Consider the following 14,171-nt stretch of genomic DNA (forward strand, 5'->3'; position numbering starts at 1 on the left):
AATTTATAACTGTAGAGTTGAAATAATTGTTAACAGAAAAAGAAAATAATGTGAACTTATAATTTTATAATGACAAAACAGTTTTAACTAGAAATAAGCTCTTTGATTAAGAGCTTATTTCTAAGTCATTCCATTTAAATCATAGACAATAATATAGCTTTAAATTTTTATAGATCAGTTTAATTGTTGAAAAAAACTTGATGATTTATTTAGCTGTGATAACACCATAGCATGGTCCTCGTTCTTCATCCGCTTGTTGCTTCGATTTAGCGAATACATCGGCAAACCCATTTACTACATTTAAATCAAATGTTAACTCGCCAATTGGTACAGCTGTCAGGACAGATGCATCACTGTCATGTATATGGGCAATCACAATACAAAACTTGTTTTTAACAACAAGTACTTCAAAATCACTATTAAATAAGCCACTTTCATCTAATGCAAGAAACTTCCCATTACTGAATAGCGAGCGTTCTATATGATTATTCTCCCATGGTGCCTTTTTCAAAGATGTACATGGAAGAAACATATTTAAATCATAGCTTTCAGAAGTAATTAGCTTATTCAAGAAATTCTTAAAATTTATTGATTCACCAAAAAAAGGATTTGATGGTGTTAACCAATATAAATCTTGAACATTTTTATCTTCAGCACAACGTTCAAGTAAATTTAGGAATTTTTCTTGATTATTTGGCTCATAAATAGGTCCTATAATTTGGTGCTCTGTTCGTTGGTCTAAACCTGTTAGATCGAGTTTTCCTTTTTTTAAAAAGTTCTTAATCTTCAGTGACTCAAACATTGGATTATATGCTAACTCAGCTTGAATTGAATCGATATTATCCACTTTTATACTTTGTAAAGTTGAATTAACCATTTCAGTAAGAAGGGTTGTACTGCCTGGTAAATGACTAAAACAGCTTTCAACGGCATGAACATCAGGAGTTAATTGATCACCTTGTAATTTAAGTGATAAATCAAGGTTTACTCGATTAAAGAGTTGGCGGTCATTAGTAACTTTACCAACCTTATAAAGTTGGGGATGATCTTGATAAAATGTAAGTACGCCTTGCTCAATATAGCTATAAAAATTTTTTTGGAATGTAACCTTAGCAATTTTTTCTGATTCAGAGAGCTGATCTTGATCAGCTTGGATCTGTATACCATTATGACCTGAATATTCATAAGATAAAACTGGATCAAATCCAATCAAATCATATATCACTGAAACTGTACGATCTGAGATTTGCTCAACTTGAGGAATATCTGAGACAGATTTAAAGTAACGCTTTGCTGCTTCAGATAACTCAAATAAATCATTTTCAGTTGATTTAATTTCCTTTTTGGCAAGTAACTCATTTAAAAGTATAGTAATTTCATTCTGATCCAGATTTAAAAAACTGGCCAATTGAACCGAACTACATGGACCCAAACGCAGAGTACGTAAAAGTATAGAATGAACAAAGTCTAAGGGCTTTTTACCTGAAAAACTAAAATCAATCAAAAATTTTTGCACAGGTAGCAATACATCAACATCATGATAATTTAACATTATTTTGCTCCTTGTACATTTTCATTACGACGTTTCAGTATTTGGTATTCTGGTTGGCTCAAGCGTTTTTTGATGTAAGCCAAAGTTTTATATAATGGGCTATTTGAATTTTTCTCATGCTCCCACATCTCCGTAGCACCAAAAATCACTAGGCGATCCATAGAGCGGGATAATGCAACATTCACACGATTTTCTGAAGCTAAGAATGCACTAGAGAAGTCGGGGGTATTTCGTGTCACAGAGAACACAACAATACGGTTTTCTTTACCTTGATAACTATCGACAGTATCAATTTTTACTGACTTTTGAAGTAATGTAGAAAAATTGCCAACAGCAAAACGCTTTATAAGCTGTTTCTTCTGCTCTGCATAGGCACAGATAATGCCGATAGCGGCTTCATCATTTTTAACATTTTGATTTACACGTTGTAATAACGCAGGATCAGAATCTATATGACGAAGGAAATTTAGAATTTCGTTTAATTCATGGAGATTATACAGGCTTGTTTTTTCATCTGAAATTTTTCGATGAAATGCTCCCCTACCCCCTGTATCTACCCAAGTAACAGTAGATTGTAGTTCTTTCACTTTATTTGAGTAATAAATGGATGGGACTACACGTTTTGCATTATCTTTTTTATCAAAAGGAGGCTCACAGACAGCGGTTTGTAATTTACCATCATAGAAACAATCAGAAACCAAATGCCCAATAGCAGGTGCCATACGATATTGTTGCAATAATTGAGCACTAATTTTTTTACCATAAGGTGAATTAAAAACATGTTCAAAATCGCTTTTTAAAACATCTTCTAACTCTTTATGGTTTGAAATGCCTAACTTCTTTTTCAATAAATTGCTATGTTCACTAGCATATAAAGGTGGTAATTGTTTGTGATCCCCTACTAATACAATACGTTTACCAGTTTGCATTGCAATTGCAAGTTCAGATGAGCTTGAACGTGCTGCTTCATCAATAATTACAAAATCGAAAATCTGGTTCGAAATATCGACACTGTTATTAGCAATACCTACACATGTACCACAAACAATCTGACGTGTTTGGGCTAAAAAACGTTCATAATGAGCATAAGGAGCATCTATTAAAGTTTCACAATCTTTGGCCAAGCTAATTAAAGCTTGTGCTTTTGCTGAATTTTCTGGATCAACTGCATATTCTTCAGCTAAAACATTCATCACAGCATTTTCAATAATTTGCCAAAAAGCCTCACTTGTTATATCCAAACCAAGACCATCAGTATCCAGTTCATATATTTTATGAAGACATTCTAATTGATATAAAACAAATTGCTTAAATGTAGCTGGTGATACAGTACCAACATCCTCTTCTTCACTAATCTTAGAACGTATTTGTTTAACTTTTTCGAAGATTTCAACTTTTACGCGAATCAAATCAGTTAAGTACTCTTCTTTGAGCTTAAGATGAGAACCTAAATTTAAAATACGATGTACTAAGGTTTCTTGGAAAAATACCTGTTGTGATTCAATGATTGAACCAGAATAGGTATCTAACAAATCCTTTGATACAAGTTCAGCCTTATTACTAATGCGCACAATACTGACATCTTGTTTATGACCAGTGAAACGTTGACGGATCCGCTCTACAGTTGTGTTTACTGCTTCATGTGATTGACTTACTACCAAGATATTTTTTACCAATTGATGATGGAATAAGTAATGAACAAACGCCGAAATAAACTCAGTTTTTCCCGTTCCTGGAGGACCTTGTAATACGTTTACTGGGCCACTAGTAATAACCTGTTCAAATGCTCGGCGTTGTGTTGCATTTAGAGCAATAGTTTTACCCTCTCTAGTTGTCGAGTTATAGTAATCAAGTTGTTGATCACAAAAATCTATATCATATTTAGCTACTTCAGCAGTGCTATTTTTTTCGAAATATTCAATCAGATTTGGAATGACTGACCGATTTTTTAAAATATTATCAATAGCTATCTTACGCTTACGATTAGAAGATTGCTCTGCTACATTCTGCAAAGTAAGACGACTCCCTTCATTTAATCGTGTTAACTTACAGTTTTTAATGTAAAGTGCCCCTCTAGTCGATTTGATCATATCAACCTCACCGACAGGTTTAGTCTCAAATTCACCATCTCTATTTTCAATAACTAAAAGAGCTTTAACCTTATCTTTTTTCTGAAAGCGATCTAACACATCATTACTTTCAACTGGATCATAATTAGCTTTGTAATAGTTAATATAATGATTAGAACGAATTGGTTTTAGAACATCAGTAAGCTCAACAATAGGTAATGCTTCCTCTTCAGTGTCTTTAATTAAACGCCACAATGCTTTAGTTGACATTTCATTAAAATCAAGAATATCAATGACTTCTTCAGAGAACTCAACATACTCTCTAGGTGAATTTCCTTGTGTCTTGAACTCCTGTAGAGCATGATTAAAGTCATCATTTTGGATTAAAAAATCACTTAGCCATGGAAGAGTACTTCTGTAAAAGCCTCGTTCATCTTCAACTTTAATGCGGATGTTTAGTTCAAATACGGAACTATCAATAAATTTTTTATTAATAAAGGATTTTTGTTGCACATATCTAGGCGTCAAGCCTGGATTTTGCTGGTAGTCAGTATAAAAGAAACTTACTTTTCCTCCTATTCCCCAAAGCTCAACTTCTATATCCCGCCCAGATTGCTGTTTAATATGCCCATAAATTTTGCCGTTATCAGGCAAAATATAATTAAAATTATTTGGACTAGAATCGTCATCACCATTAGACCAACCTGATCTAATGGTGATTAGCGTAGGCACTTGTTCATCTTGACCTTCAGCCAACAGCGTATCGAGAAAACGACTTAAATCGAGATATTTCCCTTGTTTTTGTTCAAACTCAAGCAAAAATGCTTCACATAACCAATCAAAGTCTTCATATTCACATTCCTCCCTAAATAGAACCTTTAACATTTGTAGTACAGCATAATTATCACGCTGTTGTACTGTTGGCATTTCCACATCATTAGGGTCGAGTAGACCCTGATGTACTGGTTCAGGCTCTAATACATTACTTAACTTAATGGTTAAATCAGCCAAATCAACATGAACTGTCTCTCCAGACAGTTGACCATAGCTATATTGTAAATGATGATAATGTTGTATAGCCCCAATCAAGTTTACCGCAAGCTGTTTTTTATTTTCAAAGCATAGACTTCCTAAGTCGCAGTCACTCCATGTAGGTGTGGTAATAGGCTGAACTACAGAGAAAAATTTTTTTTGATTATCTTGCTCAATAATTCCAAAAGCCGTAATTTCAGGTATATAACTCTTTACCCCTTGAGTCCTCAATATATCTAACTTGTCTAACTTCGCTTTATAGTATAAACAATCATAAGATGACAAAGGATTTGGTAGTGTTTCAAAGACAATATTTGAGTATTGCCCTGAAATCTCATTTCTAATATAAGAATTTAAAATTTCGTTTGGAACTTGATGTTCAATATTTAAGATAGGTCGTGAGTTTAAAAATGCTGCTAAAAAATCTGATGCATCTGTATATATAAAATTAGCGGCTTGATTAAATAAGCTAGTCAGCCAATCAGAAGAATTTAATGTTTTAAATGTATTGATACTCTGAGGAGTAACCTTTAGCCCTTCAATGATATGCCAAGAGAGACAGGCAATCCAAAAAACATCTTTCACATATGGCGTTAATGAATATCCATTAAAGACACTTTGATTAAATAATGGCAAAATAGTACGTACAACATCATCAACATTAAAATCAGGGTTAAATGCTGATGAAAATTGTGAAAGCTTAATTTTATTAACGCTATCAATCCAAATACTAAATATATTCAGGTCGCCATGAGCAATCCCAAGCTTATGCAACTCACTAACAACATAGATCATAGACTGAATTAGGTCCAATTTCTTTGTTGTTAAACCTTGTGGACACGTTTCTAAATATGATTTGAGAGTTATATGATTGAAATCAGGTAGCTCAATGACTTCATCATAGTATTGATCTACATTGTCTTGGGGATTTGTTTCTAAAGAGATCAGGCATTTTTCGTAAAGTTGAGGGTTTTTGATTTTGATACTATTTACGGTATTAATCCCATTATTAATAATAGCTTTACGATGTTTATCAGTTACAGTATGAGCAAAAAAATCCCATTGTTTAATTACAGCATTATCATTCCCTATAGATTCAGCACTATAGACTTTATAAAACTTATGAGAGTGCATAATTAATAGTGAGTTTGGTTCGTAACCTTCGATAGGTTGTGATGCAATTGGTCCTATATTGTTAGTTAATATTTTAGTCAAAACATCAAAATCGCGATTGAGTTGCTTTGCACTCATTGGTAAAGGCTTTTTACTTTTAGAAAAATGAAGATAAAAATCTTCCTTGGGAATTAATTGACAAAAATCTTCAAATGATAAAATCCGATCTACAAATGGCACCCCACTAAGTGCAGACCAATCTGCTGTGTCTGTCATGACTACTAAATTCAAAACTTTAGGTAAAAAATGGGGGTTCTTTACTAATTGATCAGCATTATGGAGTTGATGTTTAATAGCTTCGATTTCTGTTGTTAATTTACGAGATTTTTTTCCTCCAATAGTTAGAGGTGAAGGACTAAGGCGTTCGTTATTTACCCACCAGTTATTATATTGGTCAGATGTAATCTTACCATTAACATTACAAAATTCTATGCATAAAATATTTGCATTCGTTAAAAGCACTAAGTCATATTGCTGCTTTTGATTACCCAAAGAATGAGAAAAGAAAGAGAACCCTTGCCATTGTTTATTTCTGGGTTGTTTTTGAATTTCTACATTAAGTTTAGAAATTAAGTTTTTTTGCTGTGCTGACAAATTTGATGCACTAATTTCAATCATGATTTTACCTAAATAAATCAATAATTTAAAAATAAAAATATATAGAACAAAGAAATTCAATGATCTATAGACCTAAGTAAGCTTTCTTTTGAAAAAAATTTAAGATTCAAGGATCTTAATGTGCCAATAGAATGTGATATTAATAAAATTAATAATTTTTCATTTTCAATCAAACATTAACTATGGCTTGGTCAGTTTGTTTATTTTGCCAGTTTTTACTCTATTTGGTTCAGATTTTTAAAAGTCTACTCTTGGGTAATTTTTTTAGCAAGTTAAAAATTCCAAAATATGAAATATAATGAAGAGTGAATAGTTAAAATCTTTATGACATTATCTACTGAACAAACATGGGTTTTATATTCAATTTTGTTATCAAACCTATTCACCAACTCCCTAATAGTTAATATTAAATTTCAAGTTCCTCAAGGTTATTTTTATAAATATTCTAATCTAAATCTTCCAATCCTTTCTTAATTCATCCAGCCCAATTCCACTAATAACCTACATATCAACCATCCCCTTAAAAATAGCTCAAAACTACAATCTACAGACCTGAAAATAACCTAACAGCATCTACGTGAGTATATAAAAAACAAGGATTATAAACCTTAAAAAATCTTTTTCATCATTAAGTTAGGTTTACTCTATTCATTATTATTGCTTACTTAACTTTTCATCAAATTATGATTCTTGAGAATAACGGTAATGAATAATACCGAAACAGATCATATCAATAATACCCTCCCATTCATAGGATTTGACCCAAGTCATTTTCAAGATGAAGAGAACGATGATCCAACTCCTTACATCATTGAACAACTTGGTATCTATGAAAGATTCGTTCTTCACTACTATAAGTGTCAGAAAGTAGGCAATAGTGATTTATTACAAACTCATCCAGACGACTTTGCAATTGCAGCAGAAGATCAGGCTTTCATGTATGAAGCCACTTATGGAATGTCAGATCATAGCCCCCTTATGATCACTATCATTTCCTTAAAACTACCACAGCACAACAGAAGGAAAATTTAGAAAATGTGTCAAGGTAACTAACTTCAATATTGATGCACTATAATTATTCAAGCTATAAGAAAATCTTAAAGTATAGAGAAATTACTTTTTCAATGATAAACCGACTGCTAAACAAACACTGTACCGTAAACAATCCCTAGTTTTCACACCTCTCAAAAGTACGTTGTCGCTGAGTCAATTTCAAATACTGTCACCCATAATCTTACATTGCAATTAATAATGAAAGTAATGCCTCTCAATCTGACTATCGAAATTAAGGGCAGTTTACACTACCCTTTTTTTACCTCTTAGTTCTGTTTCCCAGCTGTACCCAGAAAATGCTTAAAACCTATTGGCCAAACTCGTACTCCCATGGAGTCCTTACTCGTATTCACAATGTCACGTTTAAGCAAGCTATCGAGATCATCCTGATCATCGAATTCAGAGAAAATTTTGCTGACTAACTCATGGCTTTGGTTATTCTCATCCTGTATATCAATCATTATTCCTGTATATTCAGTCGAGAATCGCCAGAGTTCTTGTAATCTTTGTAAATAAGAAGACGTATCCATATAAATACGTGCATTCACTGTCAATGATAAAACCATTACATATTGATTCTTTTCTGGGATACGAACTATCCTTCTATACCAGTATAAGTAACTGACTGGAAAATATTCCATCTGTTTCAGGTATTTATTAAAGGTCTGGATATGCCTGTTCATTTGTAGGATAGAGACTGTATCAGCCAGCTCTGGTTGATATGCACAAATTACATTCATTTTTTCCAAATCAAAACAGTACTTAGTCACTTTGTCATATTCATCCTGATAACGCTCTATTTGCTTTACATATTTTTCATTGTTTTCTTTTATTACCTCCAAAATTTCTGCACTTTGGAAGATATGTTCTAATTTGACCAAGGTCATTGCAACGAGTTTTTTAGCTTGCTCTGGATTCCGAATATCTCGTATTCCCAATTCAATCTGGCTAGCACGATAACACTGCATCATGGTTTCTAACCAAAAGCCATAACGATAGTCATTCGTTGCAAAGAGTAAATGCCAAATGCTGATATAGCTTAGCAATCGTTCACACCAATCATAGGCATTATACTCATCACCTTGTTTATAACGGATGCTCAAGAATAATTTGTGGATATCCTGCTCTAAGCGTGGGGCAATTTGGTGTTCGAGAGTGGTTAAAGTCATTGGTTGCATGGTGATCTTCCTATTTAGTTCATAGGAAGTACTGATCAATATTTTTTTATTGTGCTTATCTTTAAATCGTTGAAAGAGATGTCTCCTGGCCCTTTAACGCTGGGCCAGTTTAGACTCAATCCATTCATTTATTTCAAAAGCTGACCAACCAACACGGTTTGTGGTTAGTCGAACCTGTTTAGGAAAAGTAGAATCATGGTATTCTGATTTAGGATCAAGCAAACTGTAGATCGTGGCACGACTTAGGCCAGTAAACTCTATCACTTGTTTAATATTGATGATTTTATTCATCACAAAGGTAGTTTGAGTAAGAGACGCATTCATGGAGTTTCCTTTTAAATGATGCGTGCGTTTATGCACATACCATGGGCCAACCCAATAAAAAATAAATAGGGAACCCAGAAACAAACTCAAAAAATTAAACAAGCAAATAAAGAAGAGAGCTCAATGGCTCTCTTCTCTACGAATACTTCAGCACTTTAAAATGGTAATTTGATATCGTCATCTGCCTTTCTGGATTGACGGAGCATATATAAACTCGGTGTGAACTGGCCATGGCTGAACGTTTTCATCCCAAATACTTTTACTCGTAAACGTTGTTCATACTTAGTCGGATCAGCAAGATACAAACCGAGTCGAATCGCATTACTCACTTTCATTGCATCGCTTCGCTTCACCATTCCCAATCCATCTAAACCCCTTTCCTGATAAGCTTTTCTCTGTTTAGCACTCTGTTTATTGTATCCTTTCCCCAAACCATCCGTGATTTTCTCCCATAATTCACCGACTGATTCAGCATGCCACCAATCCCCTTCTCTTTTTGAGCCGTTATAAATCAGGAGTAAATGGATATGGTAGGCACCCGTTTCTCCCCCCTGTTCTAAAGCCCATGCATAGCCAACCAAGTCTTTAAAACAAGTATCTTTATCTGAAATCCGTTTCCGTAACGTCTTTAAGTGGCGTTCAACATCTACAATAGAAAGCTCATCTAGACACTCTGTATAGTATTTAAGTTCTTCTCGAACCCATAAAGTTTGACGATGTTTTTGGATGATTTTTCTAAGGTATTCTTCTAATTTGAACCGATTGTTATATTCTTGTCTGTAGAAACGATTCTGATCTCGATGCCATGCTGCTTGTGATACATACAAAGCTCTACAAATTTGAATATATTCATCCGTATATGGAATTTCAGTGTGTGACCAACCATATTGCTGGTTCAAACGATCTACGACCGCAATGACTCGAATAAATTGATTTACTGGAAACATCAGTTGGAGATTGCGTGTAAAGATCTGTTTAAATGCAGGGACCAAATCACATCCTTGCCGTGCATATGCCCGAAGTTTTTGTATGGTACTTGGTTTCGTTTGATCACCGTTCTCTAATACCTGACTCACCTCTATGATCAGGCGTTCTATAGCCATGAGTATTTTTGTTTCATTCAACATGCTTGTCTACCTATTCAGTTAAGCTTCATAGGTAAGTCAGTTCAATTAATTTTTATATTTGACTGTAATGAACATACTATCAAGTAGCCTTCGCACTACTTGATAGAAAACCTAACTGATTCTGTCTAGGTAATGAACCTATTATATGAATCATGAGCTTGGTTGATCTAGATATGGAAATGTCTGTAGCAATAGAGAGTGAAGAGATATAAATTATCGTATTAGTAGATATATATTAATAATATCTTTTACCCACTAAACTGGCTAAAAAATCTCATCGTATTTACGAGAAGCCTATCAATCAAAAACCTAGCTATACCGTGAATTTTTATAGGTAAGCCTCAAGCGGAAGTTAAGCCTATTTTTCTGTCTTTTTTCTAGTTCTTTTTTTGTAGCCATTTCGCCCACGAATCAAGATTTGTTTCTGAAGTACCGCTGTATGCATCCAGTATAAATCACGATGAATTAAGGCAAATAAGAGACTAGATGTATAACGTCGTGAACGATCCTTTTTAATAAACTTTGACTGAAAAGACTCGACGTACTTCATGGGGCCGTCAATTTGTTTCACCTTGATTTCATCAATATTCAAAGCATTGGTCTCTTTACCTAAACGTAACTCCGCCTGATGCTTGAGCTTTTCAAACCAGCTTTCAGGTCCTGTTGACTCTATATAGCGTTCATCCAGATAAAATGTGAGGGTCGCAATATATTTAATCTTTTGCTCATCTACCTGCTGAAAACTCCAATATCCAATGTATCCCATGAGCTCCTGATGAGTTTTATTAAAATGATCAATGATGTTTCTCAAAAGGGTATCGATTGGTTTTAAAGCTTGAGGCTTTAGAACGGTAATCGTAAATTCTACATCTCGGTAAATATTCTGTTTGTTTTCTAGTTTTTTGATGTAGCTCTCAACCGCGAGAAATGATCTTTTTTTGACTCGCTCCTGCACCTTTAACCAATCTTGCAATGACTCTGTATGATGCTGTTGGCTCGTCAGCAAGGCCTCTAATTTGGCAAAAGCAGCAGCGGGCATCAACCGCTCATCTACCAATCTCTTTATTTGCACTTTAAACATTTTAAGCTGTAGCGCCATGAGTTCCCGAATCTTCTGATGCAATGCGGTTTTATATAAGCTATAACCATAGACAGGATAATATTGTCGTTTTGGGAGCATTAAAAAAGCAGCGATAAAGCATAGAACCCGTGGACCCATAAAATCGGCATACTGAAGTAAAATTTCAATATTCTTTTGCTCTTGCACATCATCCAGAATTAAGCCGCCCCAATCATTTTGTTTGATCTTTTTCTCTTCATTTGTAACTGGATCTCTTTTCCAGACAGGGGCCAAAACCACCGCAACCTCCATCCGGATCATTGCAGGTGTGAATCCCAGAAAATTCTGACTGTATGGCTGATCAATAGAGGGGATGTGTTCATAACACAACCCAATATCCTGGATATCCTTTTGTAAAGGCTTAAAAACATTTTTTAATTTTAATGCTTGTAGGAGAGACTGGTTTTCCTGATGATGTTCCAACTTTTTTGTTTTTCTTGGCGTAATGGCCTTTTTAGGGATTTCTCTCGGCTTGTCGGCACAGTCATACGGCTTCTCTTCTGCCCAAACAGTATCCCTAAAAAGCATTTGTAAGAGATGTGGCGCGTTAACAATATAAGCAAGTGTTGTTCTTACAAACTGTGCATAACTTGGCCCGCTTCTAGAAATAACTCCTGCTTGTAAAGTCGCAGTACGGTAAAGCTTGATATTGAGACACTCTGCCAAACAAGGTAAAGCTTGAAGGTCTAAAGGATGACCTCCCGTGTATATCGCTTGCCAAATAGTAGCAACATTTTTATATAAATCTCGAATCGCTAAGCTTTTTAAATTTTCAAAAACCACAACACAAAAGTAAAAAAATTGCCCATCAACACCATATTCAAGTTTATAAAACAGGCCGAGGTAGTGATTCTGCTTCCTCATCTCGCTACGGAGTTTTTGCAAAGCCTCATTTAAAAATACAATTTGAGCTTCGCCATCAATTTCAGGTGCAAATAAATTAACACAAAGTACTTTTACACTGTTTTTTGAAGTGAGCATTTGGTCAAACGTAGATCGCAACTTCGTGATCCGTTGATCACGTGACACCCAAAAATCTGATGTAAACTTCTCAAGAACAGAAGTAGTATTCTGTAAAATAATATTATTTCTTTTTTTAATGAAATCAGTAAGACTTTCTTTGTGAGGCTCCACTGCAAATATGTTGTGCCATACCCAATAGAGTTGAAAAAGCGCTTTCGTATAATCGGAGTCGAGCATGACCTTAGCTATGCCATGAAATTGACCAAATAGCCGAACGTTTGTCGCCTGTATCTGAGACTCTGTCCGCTCCATATCCAAAGCGGGCATTTCTTCTAGCTCAAAACGCTCTATTCCTTGTTTATATATTTCATGTAGCAGGTCAAGTAGATCTTTCTCTTCATTACGTTCTAATTTCCCGTTATACACAAAACTTAAAATGAGTTTTTCAAGCTGTGAAACAATTTTTAGATAAGCCATTCCAGAATAATATTCATCGCGCAGACCTATCGGTTTCATGTCAATGGGCTCAATCTGCATCAGATAAAAATTCAAAAGAATTTCTAGCTCTTTGAAACGCTGTGTGTACTCAATATTCGATAGTTTCATTTAACAAAATCCACCCAGAAGTCCTGTTACATGGACCATCTATTTTACAAATTAAAAATAGCACTTTTTTTCATGCTATATAATTTTAAAATTCACCTCACAAAACACATTTTCTATGGTTTTTACCTAAAAGTTGAATCGCTTTATCAGTATAATCACTCAAAATAGACACTTATTTTAAACAGATTTAAACATGGAAAAATTAACGGTACTTCAACTAAGCAAACGAACAGGACTCTCCAGAACACAGATTTATCATCTGCAAACAAAAAATAAAATCAAAATAATCAATGGAAAAATAGATTTAGAAGAAGCTATGCCAGCTATTATCGAGTTACTCGATAAAAAATCAAATAAAGATAGTGATATTAATTTTAAACAGATTTTAAGCTTACTCATTTCACAAAATATCTTGCTACAAACGCAACTAAACTTAGCTCATGAACGTGAAAAAGCATACCTTACTGAGCTTACAAGCTATCGTCAGAGTCTGGCCCAAAAAATCGCCACTCAGTCATCAACGGATGAATGCAATACACAGGCTGGGCTAGAACTAGAGAATGATGGAGTTGTTACAGACGAGAACTCTCGAAGCCAAATAGAATCTGAAAGTGAAAATCAGGCTCCTTTAGAGTCATGCCAAAACATCAATAAAGAAACGAAATCGGTAAGTGAGGCTGCTCCCTACCCCCTTCCCATAAAATCCATTGACAATGAAATGACCTTACCCGAATCAGAAAGTGGAGATACAAAACCCCAAAAAGAAAGTAATGAGCAAAATGATGATGCTCTCGTTGATACACCATTATCAAACGAAGATGACACAGAACCATCGCTAGATCTAAATAGCCCTCAAATCACTAAAGCTCAATTAGCAAAAAATAGTATCCAAGCAAAACCCTTTCGTTATATCCCCCCATCGAATAGGAAAAAATCAGCATCACCAACCACACAATCAATGACAGATCAAGATGACATCAACAAAGAGGATTTTCACAACTCTGAGTAATTAAAACAGAGACAAAAGTAGGTATGAATAAATTTACATATAAGTTTGTTTTGTAAGAAACAACTTAAACTCAATTTATCTATTATCCAAAGCCATCTAAAATATTCTTATTGTTTCTATTTCAATCCAAATTTTTATGTGGGTTTTTATGTGGGACAGAGATATAGGCAAAAAAATAAGCCCTTGCAGAACAAGGGCTTATTTAGAATTTTGGCGGAAGCGGTGAGATTCGAACTCACGGAGGACTCACACCCTCGTCGGTTTTCAAGACCGGTGCATTAAACCGCTCTGCCACGCTTCCATGTGCGTAAGAATACAAAGCTTATTCATTTTATTCAAGAAAAATA

General features: G+C 34.5%; 8 protein-coding genes and 1 tRNA gene. 2 read left to right on the forward strand and 7 right to left on the reverse strand.

What is annotated here, in order from left to right; all coding sequences use genetic code 11:
- Positions 1-205 precede the first annotated feature (205 nt).
- Entirely contained in the window at positions 206-1,552 is a 1,347-nt protein-coding gene (locus MMY79_RS14000; RefSeq protein WP_252609527.1) for a hypothetical protein, read from the reverse strand.
- Complete coding sequence (locus MMY79_RS14005) at positions 1,552-6,444, reverse strand: AAA domain-containing protein (protein ID WP_252609529.1); 4,893 nt, start codon at positions 6,442-6,444, stop codon at positions 1,552-1,554. Before MMY79_RS14005 ends, MMY79_RS14000 begins: the two co-directional genes overlap by 1 nt.
- Before the next feature lie 705 nt (positions 6,445-7,149).
- Here MMY79_RS14005 and MMY79_RS14010 point away from each other — a divergent pair.
- A complete protein-coding gene (locus tag MMY79_RS14010) occupies positions 7,150-7,476 on the forward strand; it encodes a hypothetical protein (protein ID WP_252609531.1) in 327 nt (108 codons plus the stop codon).
- Between the two features lie 287 nt (positions 7,477-7,763).
- Here MMY79_RS14010 and MMY79_RS14015 read toward each other — a convergent pair whose 3' ends face one another.
- From MMY79_RS14015 to MMY79_RS14030, 4 genes are all read right to left on the reverse strand, one after another.
- Complete coding sequence (locus tag MMY79_RS14015; protein WP_252609532.1) at positions 7,764-8,675, reverse strand: hypothetical protein; 912 nt, start codon at positions 8,673-8,675, stop codon at positions 7,764-7,766.
- A gap of 93 nt (positions 8,676-8,768) precedes the next feature.
- On the reverse strand, positions 8,769-8,999 hold the full coding sequence (locus MMY79_RS14020; RefSeq protein WP_252609533.1) for an AlpA family phage regulatory protein: 231 nt from the start codon (positions 8,997-8,999) through the stop codon (positions 8,769-8,771).
- A gap of 155 nt (positions 9,000-9,154) precedes the next feature.
- The gene (locus MMY79_RS14025) at positions 9,155-10,075 is read right to left on the reverse strand and encodes an inovirus-type Gp2 protein (RefSeq protein ID WP_252609534.1); all 921 of its coding nucleotides are present in this window, start codon (positions 10,073-10,075) and stop codon (positions 9,155-9,157) included.
- A 409-nt stretch (positions 10,076-10,484) separates the two neighbouring features.
- Positions 10,485-12,815 (reverse strand): hypothetical protein, encoded by a 2,331-nt coding sequence (locus MMY79_RS14030; RefSeq protein ID WP_252609535.1) that lies wholly within the window; start codon positions 12,813-12,815, stop codon positions 10,485-10,487.
- A gap of 193 nt (positions 12,816-13,008) precedes the next feature.
- Here MMY79_RS14030 and MMY79_RS14035 point away from each other — a divergent pair, with 193 nt between their 5' ends.
- Positions 13,009-13,824, forward strand: coding sequence for a hypothetical protein (locus tag MMY79_RS14035; RefSeq protein ID WP_252609536.1), 816 nt, complete (start codon positions 13,009-13,011; stop codon positions 13,822-13,824).
- Positions 13,825-14,035: 211 nt separating this feature from the next.
- On the opposite strand, the gene MMY79_RS14040 is transcribed toward MMY79_RS14035, so the two are convergent.
- Positions 14,036-14,125, reverse strand: a tRNA-Ser gene (locus MMY79_RS14040).
- Positions 14,126-14,171 lie beyond the last annotated feature (46 nt).

It is taken from the genome of Acinetobacter sp. XS-4, from assembly GCF_023920705.1.
In the GTDB taxonomy this organism is placed as follows: Bacteria; Pseudomonadota; Gammaproteobacteria; order Pseudomonadales; family Moraxellaceae; genus Acinetobacter.

Coding starts and splice junctions, on each gene's coding strand:
- MMY79_RS14000 (WP_252609527.1), bottom strand. CDS start 1,552: ATGTTAAATTATCATGATGTTGATGTATTGCTACCTGTGCAAAAATTT.
- MMY79_RS14005 (WP_252609529.1), bottom strand. CDS start 6,444: ATGATTGAAATTAGTGCATCAAATTTGTCAGCACAGCAAAAAAACTTA.
- MMY79_RS14035 (WP_252609536.1), top strand. CDS start 13,009: ATGGAAAAATTAACGGTACTTCAACTAAGCAAACGAACAGGACTCTCC.
- MMY79_RS14030 (WP_252609535.1), bottom strand. CDS start 12,815: ATGAAACTATCGAATATTGAGTACACACAGCGTTTCAAAGAGCTAGAA.
- MMY79_RS14020 (WP_252609533.1), bottom strand. CDS start 8,999: ATGAATGCGTCTCTTACTCAAACTACCTTTGTGATGAATAAAATCATC.
- MMY79_RS14010 (WP_252609531.1), top strand. CDS start 7,150: ATGAATAATACCGAAACAGATCATATCAATAATACCCTCCCATTCATA.
- MMY79_RS14015 (WP_252609532.1), bottom strand. CDS start 8,675: ATGCAACCAATGACTTTAACCACTCTCGAACACCAAATTGCCCCACGC.